The organism is Paracidovorax sp. MALMAid1276 (assembly GCF_049198005.1).
Lineage (GTDB): Bacteria > Pseudomonadota > Gammaproteobacteria > Burkholderiales > Burkholderiaceae_C > Acidovorax.
The window spans coordinates 1-24,076 of sequence record NZ_JBMIRS010000255.1 but is presented as its reverse complement, the minus strand read 5'-3'; the positions used below and the strand labels follow the sequence as shown (position 1 = coordinate 24,076).

General features: G+C 66.7%; 29 protein-coding genes. 21 read left to right on the top strand and 8 right to left on the bottom strand.

Annotation, left to right across the window (positions count from 1 at the left end; all coding sequences use genetic code 11):
• The first annotated feature begins 110 nt into the window (after positions 1 to 110).
• From pcaF to ACOQFS_RS21460, 3 genes are all read left to right on the top strand, one after another.
• Positions 111 to 1,319 carry a 3-oxoadipyl-CoA thiolase gene (gene pcaF, locus ACOQFS_RS21470; RefSeq protein ID WP_421564839.1) on the top strand — a complete coding sequence of 403 codons (1,209 nt, stop codon included), beginning with the start codon at positions 111 to 113 and terminating at the stop codon, positions 1,317 to 1,319.
• Complete coding sequence (locus tag ACOQFS_RS21465) at positions 1,316 to 2,059, top strand: SDR family NAD(P)-dependent oxidoreductase (RefSeq protein WP_421564838.1); 744 nt, start codon at positions 1,316 to 1,318, stop codon at positions 2,057 to 2,059. The genes pcaF and ACOQFS_RS21465 overlap by 4 nt, the downstream gene beginning before the upstream one ends.
• Before the next feature lie 156 nt (positions 2,060 to 2,215).
• Positions 2,216 to 3,220, top strand: a complete 1,005-nt coding sequence (locus tag ACOQFS_RS21460; RefSeq protein ID WP_421564837.1) for a Bug family tripartite tricarboxylate transporter substrate binding protein — start codon at positions 2,216 to 2,218, stop codon at positions 3,218 to 3,220.
• A gap of 168 nt (positions 3,221 to 3,388) precedes the next feature.
• Here ACOQFS_RS21460 and ACOQFS_RS21455 read toward each other — a convergent pair whose 3' ends face one another.
• The 3 genes from ACOQFS_RS21455 to ACOQFS_RS21445 all read right to left on the bottom strand — a co-directional run bounded on the left by ACOQFS_RS21455 (position 3,389) and on the right by ACOQFS_RS21445 (position 5,378).
• On the bottom strand, positions 3,389 to 3,913 hold the full coding sequence (locus ACOQFS_RS21455) for a surface-adhesin E family protein (RefSeq protein ID WP_421564836.1): 525 nt from the start codon (positions 3,911 to 3,913) through the stop codon (positions 3,389 to 3,391).
• 224 nt (positions 3,914 to 4,137) lie between these two features.
• The gene (locus tag ACOQFS_RS21450) at positions 4,138 to 4,605 is read right to left on the bottom strand and encodes a PaaI family thioesterase (protein WP_421564835.1); all 468 of its coding nucleotides are present in this window, start codon (positions 4,603 to 4,605) and stop codon (positions 4,138 to 4,140) included.
• 125 nt (positions 4,606 to 4,730) lie between these two features.
• Positions 4,731 to 5,378 (bottom strand): trimeric intracellular cation channel family protein, encoded by a 648-nt coding sequence (locus tag ACOQFS_RS21445; RefSeq protein ID WP_421564834.1) that lies wholly within the window; start codon positions 5,376 to 5,378, stop codon positions 4,731 to 4,733.
• A gap of 349 nt (positions 5,379 to 5,727) precedes the next feature.
• Between ACOQFS_RS21445 and ACOQFS_RS21440 the strand changes: the two genes are divergently transcribed.
• The 4 genes from ACOQFS_RS21440 to ACOQFS_RS21425 all read left to right on the top strand — a co-directional run bounded on the left by ACOQFS_RS21440 (position 5,728) and on the right by ACOQFS_RS21425 (position 8,745).
• Complete coding sequence (locus ACOQFS_RS21440) at positions 5,728 to 6,366, top strand: LysE family translocator (RefSeq protein WP_421564833.1); 639 nt, start codon at positions 5,728 to 5,730, stop codon at positions 6,364 to 6,366.
• A gap of 119 nt (positions 6,367 to 6,485) precedes the next feature.
• Positions 6,486 to 7,103 (top strand): AAA family ATPase, encoded by a 618-nt coding sequence (locus ACOQFS_RS21435; RefSeq protein WP_421564832.1) that lies wholly within the window; start codon positions 6,486 to 6,488, stop codon positions 7,101 to 7,103.
• 72 nt (positions 7,104 to 7,175) lie between these two features.
• The gene (locus ACOQFS_RS21430; RefSeq protein ID WP_421564831.1) at positions 7,176 to 7,640 is read left to right on the top strand and encodes a MaoC family dehydratase; all 465 of its coding nucleotides are present in this window, start codon (positions 7,176 to 7,178) and stop codon (positions 7,638 to 7,640) included.
• Positions 7,641 to 7,806: 166 nt separating this feature from the next.
• Entirely contained in the window at positions 7,807 to 8,745 is a 939-nt protein-coding gene (locus tag ACOQFS_RS21425) for a LysR family transcriptional regulator (protein WP_421564830.1), read from the top strand.
• A gap of 29 nt (positions 8,746 to 8,774) precedes the next feature.
• Here ACOQFS_RS21425 and ACOQFS_RS21420 read toward each other — a convergent pair whose 3' ends face one another.
• Together ACOQFS_RS21420 and ACOQFS_RS21415 are read right to left on the bottom strand one after the other, a co-directional pair.
• Positions 8,775 to 9,302: a tRNA (cytidine(34)-2'-O)-methyltransferase gene (locus ACOQFS_RS21420; protein WP_421564829.1), complete on the bottom strand. Its 528-nt coding sequence runs from the start codon at positions 9,300 to 9,302 to the stop codon at positions 8,775 to 8,777.
• 63 nt (positions 9,303 to 9,365) lie between these two features.
• Positions 9,366 to 10,106 carry a ComF family protein gene (locus ACOQFS_RS21415; protein ID WP_421564828.1) on the bottom strand — a complete coding sequence of 247 codons (741 nt, stop codon included), beginning with the start codon at positions 10,104 to 10,106 and terminating at the stop codon, positions 9,366 to 9,368.
• 34 nt (positions 10,107 to 10,140) lie between these two features.
• Between ACOQFS_RS21415 and ACOQFS_RS21410 the strand changes: the two genes are divergently transcribed.
• The 8 genes from ACOQFS_RS21410 to ACOQFS_RS21375 all read left to right on the top strand — a co-directional run bounded on the left by ACOQFS_RS21410 (position 10,141) and on the right by ACOQFS_RS21375 (position 16,576).
• On the top strand, positions 10,141 to 11,043 hold the full coding sequence (locus tag ACOQFS_RS21410; RefSeq protein WP_421564843.1) for a biotin synthase: 903 nt from the start codon (positions 10,141 to 10,143) through the stop codon (positions 11,041 to 11,043).
• Positions 11,044 to 11,199: 156 nt separating this feature from the next.
• Positions 11,200 to 11,676, top strand: coding sequence for a DUF2244 domain-containing protein (locus ACOQFS_RS21405; RefSeq protein ID WP_421564827.1), 477 nt, complete (start codon positions 11,200 to 11,202; stop codon positions 11,674 to 11,676).
• Between the two features lie 58 nt (positions 11,677 to 11,734).
• Positions 11,735 to 12,904 carry a cytochrome c oxidase subunit II gene (coxB, locus tag ACOQFS_RS21400; protein WP_421564826.1) on the top strand — a complete coding sequence of 390 codons (1,170 nt, stop codon included), beginning with the start codon at positions 11,735 to 11,737 and terminating at the stop codon, positions 12,902 to 12,904.
• Between the two features lie 30 nt (positions 12,905 to 12,934).
• The gene (gene ctaD, locus ACOQFS_RS21395) at positions 12,935 to 14,566 is read left to right on the top strand and encodes a cytochrome c oxidase subunit I (RefSeq protein WP_421564825.1); all 1,632 of its coding nucleotides are present in this window, start codon (positions 12,935 to 12,937) and stop codon (positions 14,564 to 14,566) included.
• An 11-nt stretch (positions 14,567 to 14,577) separates the two neighbouring features.
• Positions 14,578 to 14,688 (top strand): cytochrome oxidase small assembly protein, encoded by a 111-nt coding sequence (locus ACOQFS_RS21390; protein ID WP_212742253.1) that lies wholly within the window; start codon positions 14,578 to 14,580, stop codon positions 14,686 to 14,688.
• Between the two features lie 17 nt (positions 14,689 to 14,705).
• Positions 14,706 to 15,335 carry a cytochrome c oxidase assembly protein gene (locus ACOQFS_RS21385; protein WP_421564824.1) on the top strand — a complete coding sequence of 210 codons (630 nt, stop codon included), beginning with the start codon at positions 14,706 to 14,708 and terminating at the stop codon, positions 15,333 to 15,335.
• A 23-nt stretch (positions 15,336 to 15,358) separates the two neighbouring features.
• Positions 15,359 to 15,577, top strand: a complete 219-nt coding sequence (locus ACOQFS_RS21380; RefSeq protein WP_421564842.1) for a DUF2970 domain-containing protein — start codon at positions 15,359 to 15,361, stop codon at positions 15,575 to 15,577.
• Positions 15,578 to 15,694: 117 nt separating this feature from the next.
• On the top strand, positions 15,695 to 16,576 hold the full coding sequence (locus ACOQFS_RS21375; protein WP_421564823.1) for a cytochrome c oxidase subunit 3: 882 nt from the start codon (positions 15,695 to 15,697) through the stop codon (positions 16,574 to 16,576).
• A 91-nt stretch (positions 16,577 to 16,667) separates the two neighbouring features.
• On the opposite strand, the gene ACOQFS_RS21370 is transcribed toward ACOQFS_RS21375, so the two are convergent.
• Positions 16,668 to 16,898, bottom strand: a complete 231-nt coding sequence (locus ACOQFS_RS21370) for a twin transmembrane helix small protein (RefSeq protein WP_421564822.1) — start codon at positions 16,896 to 16,898, stop codon at positions 16,668 to 16,670.
• 93 nt (positions 16,899 to 16,991) lie between these two features.
• Here ACOQFS_RS21370 and ACOQFS_RS21365 point away from each other — a divergent pair, with 93 nt between their 5' ends.
• Genes ACOQFS_RS21365 through ACOQFS_RS21345 form a run of 5 tightly spaced genes read left to right on the top strand, consistent with a single transcriptional unit; the run spans position 16,992 to position 21,145 of the window.
• Positions 16,992 to 17,753 (top strand): SURF1 family protein, encoded by a 762-nt coding sequence (locus tag ACOQFS_RS21365; protein ID WP_421564841.1) that lies wholly within the window; start codon positions 16,992 to 16,994, stop codon positions 17,751 to 17,753.
• Complete coding sequence (locus ACOQFS_RS21360) at positions 17,695 to 18,438, top strand: SCO family protein (protein ID WP_421564821.1); 744 nt, start codon at positions 17,695 to 17,697, stop codon at positions 18,436 to 18,438. Before ACOQFS_RS21365 ends, ACOQFS_RS21360 begins: the two co-directional genes overlap by 59 nt.
• Complete coding sequence (locus tag ACOQFS_RS21355) at positions 18,438 to 19,631, top strand: COX15/CtaA family protein (protein ID WP_421564840.1); 1,194 nt, start codon at positions 18,438 to 18,440, stop codon at positions 19,629 to 19,631. The genes ACOQFS_RS21360 and ACOQFS_RS21355 overlap by 1 nt, the downstream gene beginning before the upstream one ends.
• Positions 19,628 to 20,527: a heme o synthase gene (gene cyoE, locus ACOQFS_RS21350; RefSeq protein ID WP_421564820.1), complete on the top strand. Its 900-nt coding sequence runs from the start codon at positions 19,628 to 19,630 to the stop codon at positions 20,525 to 20,527. The genes ACOQFS_RS21355 and cyoE overlap by 4 nt, the downstream gene beginning before the upstream one ends.
• Before the next feature lie 3 nt (positions 20,528 to 20,530).
• Complete coding sequence (locus tag ACOQFS_RS21345) at positions 20,531 to 21,145, top strand: SCO family protein (protein ID WP_421564819.1); 615 nt, start codon at positions 20,531 to 20,533, stop codon at positions 21,143 to 21,145.
• Between the two features lie 112 nt (positions 21,146 to 21,257).
• Here the strand turns inward: ACOQFS_RS21345 and ACOQFS_RS21340 are convergent, their stop codons facing one another.
• Complete coding sequence (locus tag ACOQFS_RS21340) at positions 21,258 to 22,334, bottom strand: Bug family tripartite tricarboxylate transporter substrate binding protein (protein ID WP_421564818.1); 1,077 nt, start codon at positions 22,332 to 22,334, stop codon at positions 21,258 to 21,260.
• Between the two features lie 109 nt (positions 22,335 to 22,443).
• A complete protein-coding gene (gene rpoH, locus ACOQFS_RS21335) occupies positions 22,444 to 23,385 on the bottom strand; it encodes an RNA polymerase sigma factor RpoH (RefSeq protein WP_421564817.1) in 942 nt (313 codons plus the stop codon).
• Between the two features lie 245 nt (positions 23,386 to 23,630).
• Between rpoH and cutA the strand changes: the two genes are divergently transcribed.
• A complete protein-coding gene (cutA, locus tag ACOQFS_RS21330; RefSeq protein WP_421564816.1) occupies positions 23,631 to 23,984 on the top strand; it encodes a divalent-cation tolerance protein CutA in 354 nt (117 codons plus the stop codon).
• The last annotated feature ends 92 nt before the right edge of the window (positions 23,985 to 24,076 follow it).

Below are 24,076 nucleotides of genomic sequence, written 5' to 3'. Positions count from 1 at the left end.
GGCTGAGCTTGTCGAAGCCGGGGCGCGCAGCAGATGCAGCCCTTCGACAAGCTCAGGGCGAACGGCAGGGGGAGCACTTACCACTGAGTAGAAACCGAGGTGACAAACCCATGACCAACCGCCAAGCCTTCATCTGCGACGCCATCCGCACCCCCTTCGGCCGCTACGGCGGCGCATTGAGCAGCGTGCGCACCGACGACCTGGGCGCCATCCCCATCAAGGCGCTGATGGACCGCAACCCCGGCGTGGACTGGGCGGCGGTGACCGACGTGCTGTATGGCTGCGCCAACCAGGCCGGTGAAGACAACCGCAACGTGGCCCACATGGCCAGCCTGCTGGCGGGTCTGCCCATCGACGTGCCCGGCGCCACCATCAACCGCCTTTGCGGCTCGGGGCTGGACGCCGTGGGCACCGCAGCACGCGCCATCAAGGCGGGCGAAGCGGGCCTGATGATCGCGGGCGGTGTGGAGAGCATGAGCCGCGCCCCCTTCGTCATGCCCAAGGCCGAGTCGGCCTTCAGCCGCAACAACGCGGTGTACGACACGACGATTGGCTGGCGCTTCATCAACAAGCTGATGAAGGAAAAGTACGGCGTGGACTCCATGCCCGAAACGGCCGAGAACGTGGCGACCGACTTCCAGATCGAGCGCGAGGCCCAGGACCAGATGGCCCTGCGCAGCCAGCTCAACGCCGTGGCGGCCATCCAGGCCGGCCACCTGGCACGCGAGATCGTGCCCGTGCATATCCCGCAAAAGAAGGGCGACGCCATCATCGTCAGCCAGGACGAACACCCGCGCGAGACCAGCATCGAAGCATTGGCCAAGCTCAAGGGCGTGGTGCGCCCCGATGGCACGGTGACGGCGGGCAACGCATCGGGCGTGAACGACGGCGCCTGCGCGCTGTTGCTGGCCGATGAAGCCAACGCTGCCAAATACGGCCTGAAGCCCCGCGCCCGCGTGGTGGGCATGGCCGTGGCCGGTGTGGCACCGCGCATCATGGGCTTTGGCCCCACGCCCGCCACGCAGAAGGTGCTGGCGCAGACGGGTCTGACCATCGACCACATGGACGTGATCGAGCTGAACGAAGCCTTTGCCGCGCAAGGCCTGGCCGTGCTGCGTGCCCTGGGCATCAAGGACGACGACGCGCGCGTGAACGCCTGGGGCGGTGCCATTGCGCTGGGCCACCCGCTGGGTGCCAGCGGCGCGCGCCTGGTCACCACCGCCGTCAACCGCCTGCACGAGCACGCCGGTAAATACGCGCTGTGCACCATGTGCATCGGCGTGGGCCAGGGCATTGCCGTCGTGCTGGAGCGCGTGTGACCGTGATCGAACGCAACCCCACGCCCGTCACCGTCGTCACCGGCGCCAGCAACGGCATCGGCCGGGCGATTGCCGAAATCGTGCTGGCCCACGGCCATGCCGTGGTCAACCTCGACTACGTGCGGCCCGACTGGAGCCACCCGTTGCTCATCTCCTACCAGGGCGACCTGACCGACGAGGCATCGACCCGCGAACGCGCGGCGGAGATCGCGGCCAAGCACAACGTGACGGCGCTGGTGAACAACGCGGGCGCCACGCGCCCCGGCACCATCGACACGGCGACGACCGCGCAGCTCGATGACGTGGTGGGCCTGCACTTGCGGGCGCCCATGCTGCTGGTGCAGGCCTTTCTGCCCACGCTGCGTGCCTGCGGCCAGGGCCGCATCGTCAACATGTCGTCGCGCGCCGCCCTGGGCAAGGGCGAGCGCATCGTCTACTCCGCCACCAAGGCCGGCATGATCGGCATGACGCGCACACTGGCCATGGAGCTGGGGCGTGATGGCATCACCGTCAACGCCATCGGCCCAGGCCCCATCGCCACCGAACTCTTCCGCCAGAGCAACCCCGACGGCGCGCCGCAGACCGAGCGCATCCTGAACAGCATTGCCGTGGGCCGCATGGGCACGCCCGAAGACGTGGCGCGCGCGGCGCTGTTTTTCCTGTCGCCTGACAACGGTTTCGTGACCGGGCAGGTGCTGTACGTGTGCGGGGGCACCACGCTGGGGGTGGCGCCTGTTTAACCCCCGGTACTGATTTCCGTCGCCCCTCGCGGGGCACACCCATCCTTCTCGTCCGGACGCTTCGGCACCCGGTTGAGGCCATGGCGCGGCTGGATGCCCGGCTGGATGCGCGCCTGGCAGCGATTCATTTCATCCACCTTTTGAAGGAGACACACCATGACCCGATCCATCCACACCACCCGCCGCCTTGCGCTGTCGGCCGCAGCCTGCGCCGCCCTGGCCGGTGTCGGCCTGCTGGGCAGCGGCGCTGCGCTGGCCCAGACCTATCCCGCCAAGCCCGTGACCATCATCGTGCCCTTTGCGGCCGGTGGCACCACCGACATCCTGGCCCGCATCATCGGCCAGGCGCTGACCATCGAGCTGGGCCAGTCCGTCATCGTGGACAACCGCGCGGGCGCGGGCGGCAACATTGGCGGCTCGCTGGCGGCCAAGTCCCCGGCAGACGGCTACACGCTGTTCATGGGCACGGTGGGCACACACGCCATCAATGCCAGCCTGTACAAGAAGATGCCCTTCGACCCGGTGAAGGACTTCGCCCCGTTGACCCGCGTGGCCAATGTGCCCAACCTGCTGGTGGCCAACCCCGCGCAGCCCTTCAAGACCGTGCCCGAACTGATCGCCTATGCCAAGGCCAACCCCGGCAAGGTCAACTTCGGCTCGTCGGGCAACGGCAGCTCCATCCACCTGTCGGGCGAGCTGTTCAAGAGCCTGGCCAAGGTCGACATGGTGCACGTGCCCTACAAGGGCAGCGCCCCGGCCGTGACGGACCTGCTGGGCAACCAGATCGGCATCATGTTCGACAACATGCCCTCGGCCATCCAGCATGTGCGCAGCGGCAAGCTGGTGCCGATTGCCGTGACCACGGCCAAGCGCTCGCCCGAGCTGCCCAACGTGCCCACCATTGCCGAAGCCGGCGTGCCCGGCTACGAGGCCACGTCGTGGTTTGGCCTGTTTGCCCCGGCGGGCACCCCGGCGCCGCTGGTGGCCCAGCTCAACAAGGCCATCGTGAAGGTGCTGAACCAGGCCGACGTGAAGAAAAAGATCAACGAGCAGGGCGCCGAGACCTACAGCGAGACGCCCGAGCAGTTTGCGGCCTTCATCCAGGCCGAGTCGGTGAAGTGGGGCAAGGTCGTGAAGGAGTCGGGCGCCAGCGTGGACTGAGGCCCGGGCCCGCCAAAACCAACGGCGGGCATCAAAAACTATAGCTGCCAGCGCTTATCCAGTAAGAGCTGGCAGCACTTTTGATGCAGATTTTTTCCCGCGAAAGCACGGCAAACCGCGGGTAAAGGGCCTTCGCCGCAGCTTTTGCAGGCCCCCAGCAAGGGGCTTTCAGGGCTTGGTCAGCCGGCAGGCCGACGACACCATGCGCCGGGCCCATTCGCTGGGCATGTCGCGGAACAGCACTTCGGCCTCGCCCTCGCGGTGGCGCGCGTGGGACGTCACGGCACCCACCCACAGGGGCAGGGCGAAATAGGTCAACTCCAGATACCAGGCCCGCCGCGTCGCGCAGTCCACCACCACCTTCGCGTAGTACGAGCGGTATTTCTTGCCCAGAAAAGACGTGCGCATCTGGTCGCGCGACACGCGCAGGTCCAGCAGCACACGCTCGCCCACTTCCACTGGCAAGGGCAGGATCTCGATGAGGTTCTGCCGGGTGTCGTCCCGGTCGCCCGTCAGCGTGAACCACTGCGGCGGCGGCGCGGCCACTTGCACACTGGCCGTCTGCGTGCGCGGGGTCTCCACGGCGCTGGCGAGCGGCACCGTGCCCAGCAGCGCGGCAACGACCGATGCAGCGGCAGCAGCAGAAGCCGAAGCCGAAACGGAAGCACACAGCGCGGAACGCTTCAGAGGCATGGAGCGGGTCGGCAGGTGGTGAAAGAAGGGCAGGCGGCGGCGAGAGGCTGAGCACGGCGTGCCGCCAGGCCCGGCGCCGACCGGAGGTGCGAGCCATTATGACCGCGCAAGCCGGGCGCGGTGTGACGGGGCATCACCGCCCGCCGGTTCGCGCCACTTCACTGGACTTCACCCCACTTCGCTGCACCGCACACCAGTGCGCGGTACTCCCCGTTGCGCCCGTCTCATTCGACCGCGCCGGGTGGCGACACGGGCCCGATCTTGAACACCCCGCTCACCCGCGCGCAGGGCACGCCATCGGCCGTGACCAGCCCCTGCGCAAACACCAGCGAGCGCGTGACGCGCAGCGGCTCGGCCTCGCCCTGCACCCAGGCGCCCAGCGGGGCGGGGGCCAGGTAGTCGATCTGCAGGCTGATGGTGGGCAGAAAGCGGTCGCCCACCTCGCGGCTCTTGCGGTGCACCGACAGCGGCAGCAGCATGTCGCAGAAGCTGGCCATCATGCCGCCGTGCAGGTTGTGCATGGGGTTCACATGGCGCCGCTCCACGCGAAAGCCGAACTGCACCACGCTGCCTTCGTGCCGCAGATACAGCGGCCCGTTGTGCAGCATGAAGGGGCCGCCGGACTGCAGCGGCGCAAAGCCGGGAGGAGTCTCGGCGTGGCCGGTTTCGGGCGGGGGCAGGGGCGCATTCATAGGGGGTCGGGTCTTTCTGTGGTGGGCAAGGGCCAGTGTGCGGGCCCCGAGGCGCCGATGCTGTCGCAGGTGCGCCAGAAGCCAGGAGTCTGCGCGGGGCAGGGCAGGGCGGTGGGCCGCCGACCTTACACCCGCCAGGCCGGCAGCTCCCAGTGGCGCCACAGCGCCAGGCCGCGCAGCCCGGCCGTGACCAGCACGCAGATCACCAGCGGTGCCCAGTCGGGCGCCTGGACCTGGCGCAGGGCCACATCGGCCCAGCCGCCCGCGAACGCGCACAGCGCATAAGGCCGGTGGTCGCTAAAAGCCTGGGGCACCTCGTTGCACAGCACGTCGCGCAGCACGCCGCCAAACACGCCGGTGATCACGCCCATCATCACGCTGATGATGGGCGGCATGCCGATGGCGGTGGCGATGTCCACGCCCACGGCGGCAAACAGGCCCAGGCCGATGGCGTCGGGCAGCAGCATGGCGCGCTCGGTGGGCTCGAAGTGCCGCTGCCGCATGAACAGCATGGCACCCACGCACAGCACCAGGATGCCCCAGACGAATTCGGTGTGGCGGATCCAGAAGAACGGCCGCTGGTCCAGCAGCAGGTCGCGCAGCGTGCCGCCGCCAAAGGCCGCCACGAACGCCACCACGCACACGCCCACCGCGTCCAGCCGCTTGCGCGCCGCCGCCATCACGCCCGACAGCGCAAACGCCGCAGTGGCCGCCACTTCCAGCACCAGGCGCAGGGTGATCGCCCAGGGGGCGTCGAGCAGGGAGGCATCCATCCCGGCGATTGTGCCGCGCCCGTCATGTAAATCAAAAATGATAGCTACAAAGTCTTTGCGGATAAGCGCTGAAGCTTGTTTTTTGCTGAATTCTTGGGGCGCCCGCCCTGCGGCGGCGCCGGTTGCCAAGAGCCTGTTCATTGTCTTTTTGGAGTCGCACACGGTCCTTGCCCGAAGGGTTGGAGTGAAATCTGCGATTGAACGCACCGGTCGCTTGCATGGGCATGAACCCATGCAGCGCACCCGGCGCATCCACTCATACCGATTGCACGCCAATGTGATCTTCAAAAAGACATTGAACAGGCTCTAAGATGCGGCCCCTCTTCTTGTTCACAGGGCGCGGTGTTTCATGGATTTGCAGACTTGGCTGGCTTTTTTTGCGGCATCGTGCCTCATCGCGGTGTCGCCGGGCTCCGGCGCCGTGTTGTCGATGAGCCATGGCCTGTCGTACGGCGTGCGCAAGACGGGCGCCACCATCTTCGGCCTGCAGCTGGGCCTGCTGCTGATCCTGCTGATTGCGGGCGCCGGTGTGGGCTCGCTGCTTCTGGCGTCCGAGCTGGCGTTCAGCGTGGTCAAGGTGCTGGGCGCCTGTTATCTGATTTATGTGGGCTTCAGCCAATGGCGCGCGGGGGATGCCCCACCCGTGCCGGGCGACGCGCAGGAGGCCGCCGGCCCTTGGCAAAAGCGCTGCCTTACCGGCTTTCTGACCAACGCCACCAATCCCAAGGGCATCATCTTCATGGTGGCCGTGCTGCCGCAGTTCATGACCGACACGCGCCCGCTGTGGACGCAACTGGCCGTGATGGCCGCCACCACCGTGGCGGTGGACGTGGTGGTGATGCACGGCTACGCTTTCGGCGCCAGCGCGCTGCGCCGCCTGATGCGCAGTGCGCGCGCGGTGCGCACGCAGAACCGCGTGTTCGGCGGCCTGCTGATGGCGGTGGGCGCGGGGCTGTTCTTCGTGAAGCGGGGCGGGCAGCACGCGTGAGGTGCGTGGTGCCTCGCAGGCAATCAAAATTGATAGCTGCCAGCGCTTGCTGAATAAGCGCTGGGGGCTGATTTGGCTTGTATTTTCAGCAACCCGTCATTGTTTCGAAGGAGCTTGTCATGCCAGTCGTTGTCGTAGCGAACCCGAAAGGCGGGGTGGGCAAATCCACACTGTCCACCAACATCGCGGGCTATTTTGCGAGCCAGGGCCACCCGGTGATCCTGGGCGACACCGACCGGCAGGAGTCTGCCCGGCTGTGGCTGGGCCTGCGCCCGCCGGCCGCGCGCGCGATCGGCGGCTGGGACACCAGCTCCGACGTGATCAGCCGCCCGCCCAAGGGCACGACGCACGCGGTGCTCGACACCCCGGCCGGCCTGCACGGCTGGCGCCTGAACGACGTGCTCAAGCTGGCCGACAAGGTCATCGTGCCGCTGCAGCCCAGCGTGTTCGACATCTTCGCCACGCGCAGCTTTCTGGACCAGCTGGCCGAACACCGCCGGGCCGAGGGCGTGCAGATCGGCATCGTCGGCATGCGGGTGGACGCGCGCACCAAGGCGGCCGAGCAGCTGCACCACTTTGTCGACAACCTGGGCTTTCCGGTGCTGGGCTACCTGCGGGACACGCAGAACTATGTGCACCTGGCGGCACACGGCCTCACGCTGTTCGACGTGGCGCCGGGCCGGGTGGCGCGCGATCTGGAGCAGTGGCAGGGAATCTGTGCATGGCTCAGCTCCTGATGTGCGGCGTTCGGGGAAACACCTGTCTCGCGGCAGACAAGGCGCGCCCGGGGGCGGCGCTACATTGGGCCGATGAAAATCTTCCGCTCCTACTCCGAAGTCAGTGCCTGCGCAGGCCAGGAGGTCGCCGTGACCGACTGGATCACCATCACGCAGGAGCAGGTCAACCTGTTCGCCGAAGCCACGGGCGACCACCAGTGGATCCATGTGGACCCGGAACGCGCCAAGGCGGGGCCATTTGGCGCGCCCATTGCGCACGGCTTTCTCACGCTGTCGCTGATTCCCAAGTTCTTCGAGGCGGGCTTGACCATCGAGGGCGCGCGCATGGGCGTGAACTACGGCCTGAACAAGGTGCGCTTCACCGCGCCCGTGCCGGTGGGCAGCCGCCTGCGTGCGCGCCTCACGCTGCAGGCCGCCGAGCCGATTGCGCCCGACGGCATGCAGATGACCTGGCTGGTGACGGTGGAGCGCGAGGGCAGCGACAAGCCCGTGTGCGTGGCCGAGTCGCTGTCGCGCAACTTCGGCGCTCCGGCGTAGCAGGCTTCGCATACACCCTTTCTCCTTGCGGGAGAGGGTGGGGGACGGGGAGCGCAAAGGCGCAGCGCCCGGGCTGCAGCGCCCTCACCCCCGGCCCCACTCCCGTGAGGGGCGAGGGGAGCGCCGTGTGGCTTTCGGTGGCACCGGCCGCAGGGAAGGGCTGACCATGGACCGCCTGCAAGCCATGAAGATCTTCGAGCGCGTGGTGGAAGAGGGCGGCTTTGCCGCCGCCGCCCGCGCCATGGACATGTCGCCCCCCGTGGTCACCCGCATGGTGGCCGAGCTGGAGCAGCACCTGGGCACCCGCCTTTTGCAGCGCACCACCCGCAAGCTCGCGCTCACCGATGCGGGCGACGCCTACCTGCAGCGCGTGCGCGCCATCCTCCACGAGATCGACGACGCCGAAGCTGCGGCGGCGGCCAGCACGCGCGACCTGCGCGGCACCATCCGCATCGTGGCAGCGCCGGTGCTGGCCACGCACTTTCTGGCCCCCATGGTGGCGGTCTGGCATGCGCGCCACCCCAAGGTCATGCTGGACGTGAGCCTGGATGCCCATGCGTCCAGCCGCGTGGACGAGTTCGACGTGACCCTGATGGTCGCCGCCGAAGACTTTGACGCCAACATCGTGGCGCGCCCGCTGATCAAGGGCGATGCCATCGTGGTGGCCGCGCCGGGCTACCTGCAGCGCAGGGGCACGCCGCAGGTGCCTCAGGACCTGGCGCTGCACGACCACCTGCGCGATTCCAGCGCGCCGGTGCGCGCGCAGATGGGGGCTGGGCGCAAGCTGCGCCTGCAGTCGCTGCAACCCGGTGTGCCCGACGCGGAGATCGATGCGCCGTCGGTGCTGCAATCAGTCAGCGTCGAGCTGCTGATGCGCGCGGCCGTCGAGGGCATGGGGGTCGCGGTCACGTCGCGCCTGCTGGCCGAAGACCATCTTGCGCGCGGCGAGCTGGTGCATGTGCTGCCCGGCTGGATTTTTTCTCGCTACACGATCTACGCGGCGTTGCCCTCGGGCCGCATGCTGCCCGCGCGCACGCGGGTGTTCCTGGACTTTCTCACCGAGCACGTGCCGATCGCAATGGCCGCGCGTGCGCCGGCGGTCTGAGCTGCAAAAGGCGCCCGGCGTGGCGCCCGTCAGCCCAGTTGGGCAAAGCCGCTGATGATGGTGCCCTCGGGCTCCACCATCACTTCGCCATCGGGCATGGCAAAGCTGTTTTGCCGCCAGGCCTCGAACACGGTGACCGCCACGGCGTTGGAGAGGTTCAGGCTGCGCTGGCCCGCCACCATGGGCAGGCGCAGCCGCTGGGCCGGCGGAAAGCTCTCGCGCAGCTCGGGCGGCAGCCCGCGGGTTTCAGCGCCAAACACCAGCCAGTCGCCGGGCAGGAAGCAGGTGGAGTGCACGGGCTGGGACGCATGGGTGGTCATGGCGAACATGCGGGTGGCATCGGGCGCGGCGTCGCGCAAAAAGGCCGTCCAGCCGCTGTGGCGCTGCACCCGTATGAACTCGTGGTAGTCCAGCCCCGCGCGGCGCAGCATGCGGTCCTCCATCGAAAACCCCAGCGGCTCGATCAGGTGCAGGGCGCAGCCGGTGTTGGCTGCAAGCCGGATCACGTTGCCGGTGTTGGGCGGGATCTCCGGCTCGACGAGGACGATGTGAAACATGCGCGCTATTGTGATCGGGCAAGCTGTGAGATAGGCAACCGCTCGTAAACAAAAGTATTCCGCTCAGGCGGCCGGGGCGGCCTGCCCGCGCTGCGTGCGCGCCAGCACCAGTCCCGTGATGTGCGCCACACCCGCCTGCCGCAGCGGCGCGGCAGCGGCTTCCAGCGTGGCGCCGGTGGTCATCACGTCGTCCACCAGCACGACGCGCGCGCCGCGCAAGCTGGGCGCGCGCGCGGGCTCCACCGCGAACGCGCCCTTCAGGTTGCGCAGGCGCTCCTTGCGCGAGAGGCCGCTTTGCGCCTCGGTGTGGTGCAGTCGCAGCAACGTGTGGGCGTCTGCGCGATGGCCCGCGAGGCACGCGGCCAGCAGGGCCGATTGGTTAAACCCGCGCTCACGCAGGCGCTCCGCCGAGAGCGGGACCGGCAGGACCCGGTCTGCCGCGTCCAGGGCATCCCCTGCGCCAGGGGCGCCTCGCAGCAGGCCGGCCAGCGCATGGGTCCAGCCCGGGTCGCCCCGGAACTTGAAGTCCGCCAGGGCACCCGCCCAGGGATATGCGTAGTCCACGGCCGCCAGGCAGGCATCCAGCACCGGGGTGCGGCGCAGGCACTCGCCGCAGGCGTCCACCCCGTTCGGCACCCGCAACGCGCAAAGGCGGCAGCGGGCGGCGGGTTGTGAAAACCGGGCGACGCAGGCGCTGCACACGCGCTGTGCCGGCCAGGCGTGGCAGGCGGCGCACTGGCTGGGGATGCGCGCAGCCAGCGCGCGCAAGGGGGCGTATATCCCTGGCAGGGCCTTGAAGAGCATGAATCAATATACTCGCGCGTCCCTGATTGCCGCCATGTCGTCCGAGCGTCCTCCCACCATCGATCCCGTCGCGGCCGCCCGCTGGCAAGCCAGCGCTCCGGCGCGCTCCCCCTGGCTGCACGAAGAGGTGGCCCGCCGCATGCAGGACCGCCTGCAATGGATCCGCAAGGCGCCGCAGGCCTGGTGCCACTGGGACATGGTGCGCGGCGGCATCGAAGGCCACGCGCTGGTCAGCGCCCGCTACCCCGGTGCGCGCGTGCACGTGCATGAATCTTCCGGCCACTGCGGCCAGGCCGCGCGCCAGTTGCTGGCCAGGCCCTGGTGGAGCCCCGCGCGCTGGAGCGGCGCGGGCCCGCAGTTCGGCCCGCCGCCCGATGGCAGTGTGCAGATGCTCTGGTCCAACATGGGGCTGCACACGGCCGCCGATCCACAAGACCTCATCGCACGCTGGCACCGTGCACTGGAGGTGGATGGCTACCTGATGTTCTCGTGCCTCGGGCCCGACACGCTGCGCGAACTGCGCGCGGTGTATGCCTCGCTGGGCTGGCCGCCCCCGGGCCCTTCGTTCACCGACATGCACGACTGGGGTGACATGCTGGTGCACGCAGGCTTCGCCGAACCGGTGATGGACATGGAGCACATCACGCTCACCTTCGCCACGCCCGAGAGGCTGGTCGAGGAACTGCGCGATCTGGGCTGCAACCTGCATCCCGAACGCTTCTCTGCGCTGCGGGGGCGGCGCTGGCGCGACCGGCTGCGTCAGGCGCTGGCAGACCATCTTGCCGATGAGAGCCATCAAGGTCAGTTGGCACTGACTTTTGAAATCATCTACGGCCATGCACTCAAGCCCGCGCCGCGTGTGCGCATGAGCGAAAGCAGCGCCGTGTCGCTGCAGGACATGCGTGCCATGTTGCGCAAGGGCGGCAAAGAGCACTAACCTGTTACCTGGTGTCAATGACATGGAACAAGGCACGCTACAATTCCAGGTTATTGAGAGTTTGGTTTGGGCATCTTCCCGCGCAACTTTGCGGGCCGCGCCTGTCGTGCCAAAACACGGCAAACGGTGCAGTTCGCAGCCTTGTGAGCACATCCGGTGACGGGCTTGATCTTTCGTTTTGCCACCGTGTCAGGCCAGCGTATCGATTGGCGTCTGGTGCGCAACTGTTCGGTCACACCGGCACAGCTGGGCTGGATGTACCTGTCGCTGTGCGTGGTTTCGCTGGGCATTGCGACCGGCTTCTGGATGCTGGGTGCCCGCCTGGTCATGCCCTTCGCATGGCTGGAGATTGTGGCAGTCGGGATTGCATTCGCCATGTACGGTCGCCATGCGGCGGATGGCGAGAGGATTTCGCTGCAGGGTTCGCGCCTTGTGGTGGAGTTGGAGACAGCAGGCAAACTGCAACGCGCCGAGTTTGACCGGAGCCGGGTTCGAGTCGAGCCCAAGACCGGGGACCGTTCGCTGATCACGTTGTCTGCGCAGGGCCGTTCTGTCGATGTGGGGCGCTACGTGCGCCCCGAACTTCGACCGGCGCTGGCATCGGAGATCCGCATGGCCTTGCGCGCCGCCTGACCCCACGCAGGTGCGCCAAGGGATTGGTTAAATTGAGGCTTAGAAGTAAGTGAGAACTATGAAGAGCATTTCCAACAAGCTGGCTTCTCTGCTGCTGATTGCCGGTGCATGGGTGGGTTCCGCGGCCCATGCCGTCCAGGACCTGCCTGGCGGCCCTGCAGTCAACCAGCTGAACCTGCATCCCCCCGTGACGAAAATTGCTGAAGAGCAGCATTTCCTGCACTGGATGATGCTGATCATCTGCACGGTGATCTTTGTTGCAGTGTTCTCCGTGATGTTCTATTCCATCTGGAAGCATCGCCGGTCCAAGGGCGCCAAGTCGGCCAATTTCCATGAGTCCGTGACCGTCGAAGTGGTCTGGACCATCATCCCCTTCATCATCGTGATCCTGATGGCGCTGCCCGCCACCAAGGTGCTGGTGGCCCAGAAAGACACCACCAACGCCGACCTCACGATCAAGACCACGGGCTACCAGTGGAAGTGGGGCTATGACTACATCACCGGCGAAGGCGAGGGCCTGAGCTTCATCTCCACGCTGGACAGCAGCCACCGCGTCATGTCCGACAGCGGCAAGGTCAAGGATGCCCCGGCCGACTACCTGCTCAAGGTCGACAACCCCATGGTGGTGCCGGTGGGCAAGAAGATCCGCATCATCACCACCGCCAACGACGTGATCCACGCCTTCATGGTGCCCGCCTTCGGCATCAAGCAGGACGCGATTCCGGGCTTCGTGCGCGACACCTGGTTCCGCGCCGAGAAGACCGGCGACTTCTACGGCCAGTGCGCCGAGCTGTGCGGCAAGGAACACGCATACATGCCGATCCACGTGAAGGTCGTCTCTGCCGAGGACTACACCGCCTGGGTGGGTGAGCAAAAGAAGCTGGCTGCTGCCAAGCTGGACGACCCCAGCAAGGTGTGGGCGCTGGACGACCTCGTCAAGCGCGGCGAAAAGGTGTATGCCGCCAACTGCGCAGCCTGCCACCAGGCCAACGGCAAGGGTGCAGGTCCCATCAAGGCGCTCGACGCCTCGGCCGTGGTGCTCGATGCCGACCACGCCAAGCAGATCCAGATTCTGCTCAAGGGTGCTGCCAACGGCGCCATGCCCGCCTGGGCGCAGCTGAGCGACACCGATATCGCCGCCGTGGCAACGTACACCAAGAACGCCTGGTCCAACAAGACCGGCCAGCTGGTGCAGCCCGCCGAAGTCGTGGCCCAGCGTGGCAAGTAATCACCGCCCCAACGTATTGAGGAATCGAACATGAGCGCAGTTCTGGACAACCACGGTCACGCGGGCGACCACGCACACGGCGATCACGGCCACCACGGCCCCACCGGCTGGCGCCGCTGGGTGTACGCCACCAACCACAAGGACATCGGTACGCTGTATCTGCTGTTCTCGTTCACCATGCTGATGATCGGCGGCATCCTGGCGCTGCTGATCCGCGCCGAGCTGTTCCAGCCCGGCCTGCAGATCGTGAACCCCGAGCTGTTCAACCAGCTCACCACCATGCACGGCCTGATCATGGTGTTCGGCGCCATCATGCCGGCCTTCGTGGGCTTTGCGAACTGGATGATCCCGCTGCAGATCGGCGCATCCGACATGGCCTTCGCGCGCATGAACAACTTCAGCTTCTGGCTGATGATTCCTGCCGCCATCATGCTGGTCGCATCGTTCTTCATGCCCGGTGGCGCCCCCGCGGCGGGCTGGACGCTGTACGCGCCGCTGACGCTGCAGATGGGTCCTTCCATGGATGCCGGCATCTTCGCGATGCACATCCTGGGTGCGTCTTCCATCATGGGCTCGATCAACATCATCGTGACCATCCTGAACATGCGTGCCCCCGGCATGACGCTGATGAAGATGCCCATGTTCGCCTGGACCTGGCTCATCACCGCCTACCTGCTGATCGCCGTGATGCCCGTGTTGGCAGGCGCCATCACGATGACGCTGACGGACCGCCACTTCGGCACCAGCTTCTTCAACCCCGCCGGCGGCGGTGACCCGGTGATGTACCAGCACATCTTCTGGTTCTTCGGCCACCCCGAGGTGTACATCATGATCTTGCCGGCCTTCGGCATCGTGAGCCAGATCGTGCCGGCCTTCGCCCGCAAGAAGCTGTTCGGCTACGCCTCGATGGTGTACGCCACCTCGTCCATCGCCATCCTGTCGTTCATCGTGTGGGCCCACCACATGTTCACGACCGGCATGCCCGTGACCGGCCAGCTGTTCTTCATGTACGCCACCATGCTGATCTCGGTGCCCACGGCCGTGAAGATCTTCAACTGGATCGCCACCATGTGGCGCGGCTCCATGACGTTCGAGACTCCCATGCTGTTCGCCGTGGGCTTCATCTTCGTGTTCACCATGGGTGGTTTCACCGGCCTGATCCTGGCCATGGCGCCCATCGACATCCAGCTGCAGGACACCTACTACGTGGTGGCCCACTTCCACTATGTGCTGGTGGCCGGCTCGCTGTTCTCGATGTTTGCCGGCGTGTACTACTGGCTGCCCAAGTGGACCGGCGTGATGTACTCCGAGGCGCGCGGCCAGATCCACTTCTGGGGTTCGCTGATCACCTTCAACATCACGTTCTTCCCCATGCACTTCCTGGGCCTGGCCGGCATGCCCCGCCGCTACGCCGACTACCCGATGCAGTTCGCGGACTTCAATGCGATCGCGTCGGTGGGCGCGTTCGGCTTCGGGCTGATGCAGGTCTATTTCTTCCTGGCCGTCATCCTGCCCGCCATGCGCGGCAAGGGTGAGAAGGCTGCTGCGAAGCCCTGGGATGGTGCGGAAGGCCTGGAATGGGAAGTTCCCTCTCCCGCGCCCTTCCACACCTTCGAGAATCCTCCCAAGCTCGACGCCACGGCCACCCGTGTGATCGGCTGAGGGCCCGCCCCATGACCCCCGAGCAAAAGAAGAGCAACCTGCGGATGGCGCTGATCCTGGCGTCCATCGCGGTGGTGTTCTTCGTCGGGTTCATGGCCAAGGTGTTCTTCCTCTCGCGCTGAGCAGAGGCACCCCCGCCATGAGCCTGCGCCGCGAAAACGCCAAGATGGTCGGCAAGCTGGTCGTGATTGCGGCCGGCATGTTCGCCTTCGGCTATGTGCTGATCCCCATCTACAAGCACATCTGCGAGATGACAGGCATCAACATCCTCTCGCTCTCCGAGCGGCAGGTGCCCGGCAATGGCGTGGCCGGCAAGGACGTGAAGTTGCCTGCCAACACGCAGGTGGACAAAAGCCGCACCATCACGGTGGAGTTCGATGCCAACGCGCGTGGCCCCTGGGACTTCAAGCCGGCGCAGCGCTCGGTGCAGGTGCACCCGGGCGAGCTGACGACGGTGATGTACGAGTTCCAGAACGTGCAGAACCGCCGCATGGCGGCGCAGGCGATTCCCAGCTATGCACCCCGGCAGGCGGCGGCCCACTTCAACAAGCTCGAATGCTTCTGCTTCAACCAGTATGTGCTGGAGCCCGGCGAGAAAAAAGAATGGCCCGTGGCCTTCGTCATCGATCCGCGGCTGTCCAAGGACGTGACCACGATCACGCTCTCGTATACCTTCTTTGAAGTGGGTGGCAAGACACCGGCGGCGCCAGAGTCCACGGCGGCGGTGGTGGCCCCCGTTTCGGGCGTGCCGGCAGGAGCCGGCACGTGAGCACGGCGCAAACAGGCCCCGCGATGATGCCGAGCTCGAATGAAAAACTTAAGGGCTCACATAAGGGCTCGCTGCTGCGCACGGTGCGTGCCGTGGCGTGGTCGCTGTTGGGTTTGCGCAAGGGCAGCGAGTACCAGAAGGATGTGGAAAAGCTCAACCCCCTGCATGTGATCGGGGTGGGGCTGGTGGCCGTGTTTCTGCTGGTGCTCGGCCTGATCGGGCTGGTCAACTGGGTTGTTTGAGGCAGAGAATCGGTGCATTGCCCGCAGGGCACCCGACACAAGCGAAGAAGCAGACAGACGCTGACACAGATACAGACAGAAAAGCTGAAAACAAAGATTTGAGATTCAGGAGCTGAAATGAGTGCATCAACCCACGGCGGAACCCCTTACTACTACGTGCCGGCCGAATCGCGCCACCCGGTCATGGCGGCCGCCGGTCTGTTCTTTGTCATTCTGGGCGCAGGCCAGTGGATCAACGGCCACGACTGGGGCAAGTACTCGCTGGCCCTGGGTCTGGTGTGGTGGCTGTTCGTGCTGTACCAGTGGTTTGGCGATGCCGTGCGTGAGAGCGAGGGCGGCCTGTATGGCCACAAGATCGAGCTGTCCTACCGCTGGAGCATGAGCTGGTTCATCTTCTCGGAAGTGATGTTCTTCGGTGCCTTCTTCACGGCGCTGTGGTGGGCCCGTTCGCATTCCGTGCCTGCCCTCGGCAGCCTCGACAACGCGCTGCTCTGGCCGGATTTCAAGGCCGTCTGGCCCAGCGTGGCCGCCGGTGCCACCGCCTCGCCCGCGGGCATCGTGGAGCCCTTCAAGACGGTCGGCCCGTTCTGGCTGCCCACCATCAACACGGCACTGCTGCTGACTTCGGGCGTGACGCTGACCATCGCCCACCATGCCCTGCGTGAAAACCACCGCGGCAAGACCATTGCCTTCATGTGGGCCACCGTGCTGCTCGGTTTCATCTTCCTGCTGGTGCAGGGCTATGAGTACTACCACCTCTACACCGATCTCAACCTCAAGCTCAATTCGGGCGTGTTCGGCTCCACCTTCTTCATGCTGACCGGCTTCCACGGTTTCCACGTGTTCCTGGGCATGCTGATGCTGCTGGTGATCACGCTGCGCCTGCAAAAGGGCCACTTCACGGCCGACAAGCACTTCGGTTTCGAAGGTGCGGCCTGGTACTGGCACTTTGTGGACGTGGTGTGGCTGGGTCTGTACGTGCTGGTGTACTGGATGTAATCGTTGCAATGGCATCCAAAAAAAAGCGCCGCGAGGCGCTTTTTTGTTGGGGCGGCGACGCGGCCGCGATCAGCGCGACATCAGCGCGCGATCAGCGTGACGCCGGCAGGCCCGTGGGCTGGATGTAGCCCAGCTGCCACGCTGCCAGAATGCACAGGAACAGTACGATGGACAGCCCCACCCGCACCGCCAGGGCCCGGGCCATGTGGTCGCCCTTGGCCTTGTCGTCCTGCTCGCTCCGGCCCCGGCGCATCATGAAGAACAAGGCGGAGGCCAGGCTGGCCAGGATGCCGATGAACGCCAGCACAACAAGATATTTCATGGAGCGCATTATCCCGTGAGCACGCCGCCGCCCCCTTCGCCACGTGCCGCAGGCCTGCGGTTCTGGCTGATCGCGGCTGCCGCGCTGGTGGCCATGGCGGTCACGGCGTCCCTGGGACGCTGGCAGCTTTCGCGCGCTGCAGAAAAGCAGGCGCTGCAGTCCATGCTGGACGCCCGCGCGCGTCTTCCCGCCCTCGACGCAACCGCGTTCCTCGGCGCTGCAGGGACGGAAACAGCTGCCACGGCGCAAACTGCTGCCGCAGAGGCTCCGTCACCATCGCCGCCGGCACATGAGTGGCTGCACCGCGCTGTCACCCTGCAGGGGCGCTGGCTCGGCGCCCACACGGTGTTCCTGGACAACCGGCAGATGCAGGGGCGGCCCGGGTTCTTCGTGCTGACGCCGTTCCAGGTCGAGGGCCGCAGTGACGTCGTGGTGGTGCAGCGCGGCTGGGTGCCGCGCAATTTTCAGGACCGCACGCAATTGCCGCCGGTGGCCACCCCGGAAGGTCTGGTGCGCCTTCAGGGCCGGGTGGCTGCGGCGCCCTCCCGGCTGTACGAGTTTCAGGGGGGCGGTGGCGCCGAGGGGTCTTCCCGCATCCGGCAAAATCTCGACCTGTACGCTTTTCGCGCCGAGACCGGGCTGGCCCTTGCCAGCCTCACGGTGCTGCAGACCGACAGCGCGGACTCTGCCGGCGACGGGCTGCAACGCGACTGGCCCGTGGTGGGCGCTGGCGTCGACAAACACTACGGATACGCATTTCAATGGTTCGGGCTCTGCGGCCTGATAGCACTTCTCTATGTCTGGTTCCAAATCGTCCGACGGTTCATTCGCCCGCGCAGCCAGCCGGCCCCCTGAAGCGCAGGACGAAAGTCCGCTCGGGTTGACGGTGCACACGCTTCCGTCGGCCGAACAGGCCGTGGCGTCGGCCCAGCGCACCCGCCATGGCCGCTGGAAGATGCTTGCGGTGCTGGCCGTCTGCGCGGCGCCCGTGGTCGCTTCGTACTTCACCTACTACGTGGTCCGGCCCGAAGGCCGCCGCAACTACGGCGAACTCATCGACCCGCAGCGCACCCTGCCCGAACGCACGGCCATGACACTCGACGGCGCCGCCGTGCCGCTGTCCACCCTCAAGGGGCAGTGGCTGCTGGTGAGCGTGGGCGGGGGCGATTGCGATGCTGCCTGCCAGAAACACCTGTACCTGCAGCGCCAGCTGCGCGAGAGCCTGGGCCGCGAAAAAGACCGGCTCGACTGGGTCTGGCTGGTGAACGACACGGCAACGCCGCCCGCAGCGCTGGACACGGCCTTGCAAAAAGCCACGGTCCTGCGGGTGGACCCTGCCGACCTCGCCGCCTGGCTGGCCCCGGCCGCGGGCCAGGCGCTGCCAGACCACCTCTACGTGGTGGACCCGATGGGCAACTGGATGATGCGGTTTCCGGCCGCGATGGACGCGAGCGGCGCGGCCAAGGCGAAGCGCGACCTGGAGCGCCTGCTGCGCGCCTCGTCGTCCTGGGACGAGGCCGGGCGCCCTGCCAAGCCATGATGGACAGCGCACAGCCCCTCTACGATCTGGCGCCCCTCGCGCGGCTCATGCTGCTGGGCGTGGTGATTGCGCTGGGCCCGCTGGCCTGGGTGTGGCTGCGCAACCGCCGCAGCACGCCACTCAAGCGGTTGCAGGCGCTCACCGTGCTCACGCTGTTCCTCACGTTCGACCTGGTGCTATTTGGCGCCTTCACCCGCCTCACCGACTCCGGCCTGGGCTGCCCCGACTGGCCCGGCTGCTACGGCAACGCCAGCCCCGTGGGCGCACGGGCTGAAATATCGGCCGCCCAGGCCGCCATGCCCACGGGCCCCGTCACGCACGGCAAAGCCTGGGTGGAGATGATCCACCGCTACCTGGCCACCGGCGTGGGCGTGCTCATCATCGTGATCACCGCGTCCTCGTGGGTGCAGCACCGCCGTGCGCGCGCTGCAGGTGGGGCGGCAGTGCGCGAAGCGCCGCCCATCAGCCCCTGGTGGCCCACATTCACGCTGTTCTGGGTGTGCCTGCAGGGGGCGTTCGGAGCCCTCACGGTCACCATGAAGCTGTTCCCCGCCATCGTCACGCTGCACTTGATCGGCGGGTTGGTGCTGCTGGCCCTGCTGTGTGCGCAGGCCGTGTGGCACAGCCACTGGGCGCAAGGCCGCCAGCCGGTGCGCATTGCCCCCGCGCTGCGCAGCGGCATCGTCGCTACGGCCGTGCTGGTGGGCGCGCAGGTGGTGCTGGGTGGCTGGGTCAGCACCAACTATGCGGTGCTGGCCTGCACCACCTTCCCCACCTGCCAGGGCAGCTGGTGGCCCGCCATGGACTTCAGCCAGGGGTTTCAGGTCTGGCGCCAGCTGGGCATGCTGCAGGACGGCAGCCACATCAGCTTTGCGGGACTCACCGCCATCCACTACGTGCACCGCCTGATGGCCTATGCGGTGCTGGCCGCGTTGCTCGCACTGGTGTGGCGCCTTCGCCGGGCCGGCGTGCTGCGCGTGCAGGCGCTGTGGCTGCTGGCGCTCACGGTGGCGCAGCTCGTCACCGGGCTGTCCAACGTGGTGCTGGGCTGGCCGCTGGTCGCTGCGGTGCTGCACACCGGCGGCGCGGCTGCCATGGTCATGGTGCTGACCTGGGCTCTGGTCGCCAGCCGCACGGCTCAGTCGCCCCAAGAGATTTCCGCGCCGCACGGCGCATCGAGAGTGTCTGCATGAGTGTTGCCCCCGCCCTGGTTGCCCCGCCGTCCCGCCTGCGGCAGTTCTACGCGCTGACCAAGCCGCGCGTGGTGCAGCTCATCGTGTTCTGCGCATTGATCGGCATGGTGCTGGCCGTGCCCGGCATGCCGAATGCGGCACAACTCACGCTGATGGCGCTGGCCTGCGTGGGCGTGTGGCTGGTGGCAGGCGCCGCTGCAGCCTTCAACTGCATCGTGGAGCAGGGCATCGACGCCAAGATGAAGCGCACCGCCTGGCGCCCCACGGCCAAGGGCGAGCTGTCCAACGCGCAGACGCTGCTGTTCTCGGCCGTGCTCTGCGCAGCGGGCTCGGCCCTGCTGTACTTCTGGGTCAACCCGCTCACCATGTGGCTCACCTTCGCCACCTTCGTGGGCTATGCGGTGGTCTACACCGTGATCCTGAAGCCGCTCACGCCGCAGAACATCGTGATCGGCGGGGCTTCGGGCGCCATGCCGCCCGTGCTGGGCTGGGCCGCCATGACGGGCGATGTGGGGCCCGAGGCGCTGATCCTGTTCCTCATCATCTTCCTGTGGACGCCGCCGCACTTCTGGGCGCTGGCGCTGTACCGTGTGGAGGACTACCGCAAGTCCGGCCTGCCCATGCTGCCCGTCACGCACGGCAACGAGTTCACGCGGCTGCAGGTGTTCCTGTACACGCTGATCCTGTTCGCGGGCTGCCTCATGCCGTTTGTTTACGGCATGAGCTCATGGATCTACCTCGCCGCAGCGGTGGCGCTCAGCCTGGGCTTTTGCGGCTACGGCTTTGCGCTGTGGCGCAACTATTCGGATGCGCTGGCGCGCAAGACCTTCCGCTTCTCACTCATCCACCTGAGCCTGCTGTTTGCGGCCTTGTTGGTGGACCACTACGTGCTGTGACCCATGCTCAAAAGAAACGCTCTTAAAACGATAGCTGTCAGCGCTTTATCTATAAGCGCTGCGGGCTTTTTTAGTGCTTGTTCTGACAAGAAGAAGCCCGAGTTTCGGGGCGTGGACATCACAGGCGCCGAATACGCCAGGGACTTTCCGCTCACCGACCACAACGGCCAGCAGCGCAGCATCAAGGACTTTGCGGGCAAGGTGGTGGTGGTGTTCTTTGGCTTCACGCAGTGCCCTGACGTGTGCCCCACCGCCCTGCAGGAGCTGGCCGAGGTCAAGCAGATGCTGGGCAAGGACGGCGACCGTCTGCAGGGCATCTTCGTGACGGTGGACCCGGAGCGCGACACCCCCGAAGTGCTCAAGGCCTACATGACCAACTTCGACCCGGGCTTTCTCGCCCTGCGCGGCTCGCCCGAAGAGCTCGCAGCCGTCGCCAAGGACTTCAAGATCTACTACAAGAAGGTGGACGGCAAGACGCCCACCAGCTACACCATGGACCACTCGGCCGGCAGCTACGTGTACGACACGGCCGGCCGGCTGCGCGTGTACAACCGCTACGGCAGCGGCGCGCAGGCACTTGCGGCCGACGTGAAGGCCCTGCTGGCCGAAGCCGGCTGAACCGGCGGAGGCCCGGCCCGCACACCGAGCACGCAAAAAAACCGGGCCCGTCTCGCTGACCGGCCCGGTTTCAGGGCGCTGCGCCCCTGCGCGCGCCGCTTGGGGAGGATGCTTACTCGGCCTTGATGCCGCGCATCGCGATCACGCCGCCCAGCAGGCTGGTGTCGGCCTTGATGCGGTTGGCCAGGCCCTCGGGCGAGGTGCCGGCCACCTGCCAGCCCTGCTGGAACAGCTTGCCCCGCACGTCCTGGCTGCGGGCGATTTCGCCGATCAGCGCAGCGAGCTTGGCCTGGATGGGCTTGGGCATGGTGGACGGTGCCGCAAAAGCGTTCCAGATCTCCAGGTCAAAGCCGCGGATACCGGCTTCGGACAGGCTGGGAATGTCGGGCGCCAGTGGGCTGCGGCCTGCGGACGTCACGCCGATGGCGCGCAGCTTGCCGGCGCGCACCTGGGCCTGCGCCAGCGCTGGCGGCATCAGCGCCATCTGCAGCTGGCCACCCAGGATGGCGGTGGCCACTTGGGGGTAGCCCGGGTAGGGCACGTGCACCGGGTTGATGTTGCTGCGCGACTTGAGCAGCTCGGTGCCGATGTGGCCCACCGTGCCCACGCCGGGCGTGCCATAGCTCCACTTGTCGCCGGCGTTGCGGGCGGCCACGAAGAAGTCGCGCGCATCGGTGTTGGCAGGCACGCCGGGCTGGCTCACCGGCGCGGTCAGCACCAGGGGCGAGGTGCCGATCAGGCTGAGCGGGGCCAGGTCCTTGAGCGGGTCGTAGGGCACGGCCGGGTTCAGTATCTTGGCAATGGTCATGTTGCCATTGATCATCAGCCCGATGGTGTGGTCATCGCGGGCCTTGGCCACGGCATCGGCGCCGATGTTGCCACCCGCACCCACCTTGTTTTCGACGATCACGGGCTGGCCCAGGGCCTTGGACAGCGGCTCCGAGAAGGTGCGCGCCGTCAGGTCGGGCGAGGAGCCCGCAGGAAAGCCCACGATGATCTTGAGGGGCTTGCTGGGCCAGTCGGCCGCCACGGCGGCTGCGGCCGCTGCGGCAGAGGGGCGCGAGGAGCTCTGGGCCAGCGCCCAGGGCGACGCGGCGGCCAGCGCCACCAGCACGGCAGCGCGGCGCGAGAGGCGGGCGGTGTTGGCGCGGGGGGAGCGGGGGGAAGGGCGGGATGATGGGCGGTTCATGGATGGATCTCCTCCAAAGATGTACGGGCCAAAATGAAGCAGGCCCCAGAACTGGGGCCTGCACGGCAACTTCTGCACGGGGGGCATGTTAACGCCCCCTGGCGTGGGCTCAGGCGTACTCGGCCAGCGCCTTCTTCATCTTCTTCATCGCCGCCACCTCGATCTGGCGGATGCGCTCGGCGCTCACGCCATACACGGCGGCCAGCTCGTGCAAGGTCATGCCGCCGCTGCCGTCGTCGTTCACCTTCAGCCAGCGCTCTTCCACGATGCGGCGGCTGCGCTCGTCCAGGCTGTCCAGCGCGGTGGCAATGCCATCGGTGGCCAGTGCATCGCGCTGGCGCGACTCGATCATGGACGTGGGCTCGTGCGAGGCGTCCGCCAGGTAAGCGATGGGCCCGAAGGCCTGCTCACCGTCGTCCGAAGGCGCAGGGTCCAGCAGCACATCGCCGCCAGCCATGCGGGTTTCCATCTCGATGACTTCCTCGCGCTTCACGTTCAGTTGCGCGGCCACAGCATCGATCTCGTGGTCGGACAGCGTGTCGCGGTGCGTGGCCGCGTCGGAGGCAGCCGCGTCGGCCTTGAAGCCTTGCTTCATCGAGCGCAGGTTGAAGAACAGCTTGCGCTGCGCCTTGGTGGTGGCCACCTTCACCATGCGCCAGTTCTTCAGAATGTATTCATGGATCTCGGCCTTGATCCAGTGCATGGCGTAGCTCACCAGCCGCACGCCCTGGTCGGGATCGAAGCGCTTGACGGCCTTCATCAGGCCCACATTGCCTTCCTGGATGAGGTCGCCATGGGGCAGGCCGTAGCCGAGGTACTGGCGGGAAATGGACACCACCAGGCGCAGGTGCGACATCACCAGCCGACCGGCGGCATCCAGGTCGTGCGAGTCCTTGAGCTGGCGTGCGTAGGTCTGCTCTTCCTCGTGGGTGAGCAGGGGCAGGCGGTTGACGGCCGAAATGTAGGCGTCCAGATTGCCCAACGGGGGAACCAGCGCCCAGGGGTTGGCGGGCGCCAGGGTGGTCGTTGCGGTTCCAGATTGAATGTTCATTCCAGGAATCCTTTCCTCTAAGCCAGCAATATTAGCACTCTCTCTGATCGAGTGCTAAAGGCGGAGTTCCCGCATGGCTGTAGGAAAATGCGGGCCAAAATTATTCGCCAAAAAAGGGCTTTTGCGCTTTATACAAAAGGAGTTATCGCTATCGAAATAGGAGTTGGCCGCTTGCGTTGTCCCCAATGGTCCTGGCCCTTTGCCTGTGGCAGACTGCGCAGCCCTACAGCTCCCGGGAGCAGCGCATGACCGAGCCCACCGCCGTCCGCGAGATCCAACTGGTCACGACCACCGTGGCCACCGAGGCCGAGGCCCGCCGACTGGCGCAGGCCGTGCTGCAGGCGCGTCTGGCCGCCTGCGTGCAGGTGGAGCCCATCACCGCGTACTTCCGCTGGCAGGGTGCGCTGCAGGAAGACCGCGAGGTGAGGGTGCTGTGCAAGACCATGCCCAGGGCGGTTCCGGCCCTGCTGGCACTGCTGCGGGCCCAGCACCCCTACACGCTGCCGCAGCTGGTGGTGCAGCCGGCGCAGGCCTCGGCCGAATACGCCGGCTGGGTGGATGCGCAGATGGCCGACGCAGCGGTCGTGCTGCACGCCTAGGAGTCCGCGCGGCAGAAGGAGCATCGGCTGCAACGCACGATAAACCGGTCTCGTGCGGCACTACCGCCTGCGCCCAGGGGGCCACCCTGGGC

What these genes read in the sequence shown, in the direction of transcription:
- pcaF (WP_421564839.1), top strand. Translation starts at nt 111, where the DNA reads ATGACCAACCGCCAAGCCTTCATCTGCGACGCCATCCGCACCCCCTTC.
- ACOQFS_RS21460 (WP_421564837.1), top strand. Translation starts at nt 2,216, where the DNA reads ATGACCCGATCCATCCACACCACCCGCCGCCTTGCGCTGTCGGCCGCA.
- ACOQFS_RS21455 (WP_421564836.1), bottom strand. Translation starts at nt 3,913, where the DNA reads ATGCCTCTGAAGCGTTCCGCGCTGTGTGCTTCCGTTTCGGCTTCGGCT.
- ACOQFS_RS21450 (WP_421564835.1), bottom strand. Translation starts at nt 4,605, where the DNA reads ATGAATGCGCCCCTGCCCCCGCCCGAAACCGGCCACGCCGAGACTCCT.
- ACOQFS_RS21445 (WP_421564834.1), bottom strand. Translation starts at nt 5,378, where the DNA reads ATGGATGCCTCCCTGCTCGACGCCCCCTGGGCGATCACCCTGCGCCTG.
- ACOQFS_RS21440 (WP_421564833.1), top strand. Translation starts at nt 5,728, where the DNA reads ATGGATTTGCAGACTTGGCTGGCTTTTTTTGCGGCATCGTGCCTCATC.
- ACOQFS_RS21435 (WP_421564832.1), top strand. Translation starts at nt 6,486, where the DNA reads ATGCCAGTCGTTGTCGTAGCGAACCCGAAAGGCGGGGTGGGCAAATCC.
- ACOQFS_RS21430 (WP_421564831.1), top strand. Translation starts at nt 7,176, where the DNA reads ATGAAAATCTTCCGCTCCTACTCCGAAGTCAGTGCCTGCGCAGGCCAG.
- ACOQFS_RS21425 (WP_421564830.1), top strand. Translation starts at nt 7,807, where the DNA reads ATGGACCGCCTGCAAGCCATGAAGATCTTCGAGCGCGTGGTGGAAGAG.
- ACOQFS_RS21420 (WP_421564829.1), bottom strand. Translation starts at nt 9,302, where the DNA reads ATGTTTCACATCGTCCTCGTCGAGCCGGAGATCCCGCCCAACACCGGC.
- ACOQFS_RS21415 (WP_421564828.1), bottom strand. Translation starts at nt 10,106, where the DNA reads ATGCTCTTCAAGGCCCTGCCAGGGATATACGCCCCCTTGCGCGCGCTG.
- ACOQFS_RS21410 (WP_421564843.1), top strand. Translation starts at nt 10,141, where the DNA reads ATGTCGTCCGAGCGTCCTCCCACCATCGATCCCGTCGCGGCCGCCCGC.
- coxB (WP_421564826.1), top strand. Translation starts at nt 11,735, where the DNA reads ATGAAGAGCATTTCCAACAAGCTGGCTTCTCTGCTGCTGATTGCCGGT.
- ctaD (WP_421564825.1), top strand. Translation starts at nt 12,935, where the DNA reads ATGAGCGCAGTTCTGGACAACCACGGTCACGCGGGCGACCACGCACAC.
- ACOQFS_RS21390 (WP_212742253.1), top strand. Translation starts at nt 14,578, where the DNA reads ATGACCCCCGAGCAAAAGAAGAGCAACCTGCGGATGGCGCTGATCCTG.
- ACOQFS_RS21385 (WP_421564824.1), top strand. Translation starts at nt 14,706, where the DNA reads ATGAGCCTGCGCCGCGAAAACGCCAAGATGGTCGGCAAGCTGGTCGTG.
- ACOQFS_RS21380 (WP_421564842.1), top strand. Translation starts at nt 15,359, where the DNA reads ATGATGCCGAGCTCGAATGAAAAACTTAAGGGCTCACATAAGGGCTCG.
- ACOQFS_RS21375 (WP_421564823.1), top strand. Translation starts at nt 15,695, where the DNA reads ATGAGTGCATCAACCCACGGCGGAACCCCTTACTACTACGTGCCGGCC.
- ACOQFS_RS21370 (WP_421564822.1), bottom strand. Translation starts at nt 16,898, where the DNA reads ATGAAATATCTTGTTGTGCTGGCGTTCATCGGCATCCTGGCCAGCCTG.
- ACOQFS_RS21365 (WP_421564841.1), top strand. Translation starts at nt 16,992, where the DNA reads ATGGCGGTCACGGCGTCCCTGGGACGCTGGCAGCTTTCGCGCGCTGCA.
- ACOQFS_RS21360 (WP_421564821.1), top strand. Translation starts at nt 17,695, where the DNA reads ATGTCTGGTTCCAAATCGTCCGACGGTTCATTCGCCCGCGCAGCCAGC.
- ACOQFS_RS21355 (WP_421564840.1), top strand. Translation starts at nt 18,438, where the DNA reads ATGGACAGCGCACAGCCCCTCTACGATCTGGCGCCCCTCGCGCGGCTC.
- cyoE (WP_421564820.1), top strand. Translation starts at nt 19,628, where the DNA reads ATGAGTGTTGCCCCCGCCCTGGTTGCCCCGCCGTCCCGCCTGCGGCAG.
- ACOQFS_RS21345 (WP_421564819.1), top strand. Translation starts at nt 20,531, where the DNA reads ATGCTCAAAAGAAACGCTCTTAAAACGATAGCTGTCAGCGCTTTATCT.
- ACOQFS_RS21340 (WP_421564818.1), bottom strand. Translation starts at nt 22,334, where the DNA reads ATGAACCGCCCATCATCCCGCCCTTCCCCCCGCTCCCCCCGCGCCAAC.
- rpoH (WP_421564817.1), bottom strand. Translation starts at nt 23,385, where the DNA reads ATGAACATTCAATCTGGAACCGCAACGACCACCCTGGCGCCCGCCAAC.
- cutA (WP_421564816.1), top strand. Translation starts at nt 23,631, where the DNA reads ATGACCGAGCCCACCGCCGTCCGCGAGATCCAACTGGTCACGACCACC.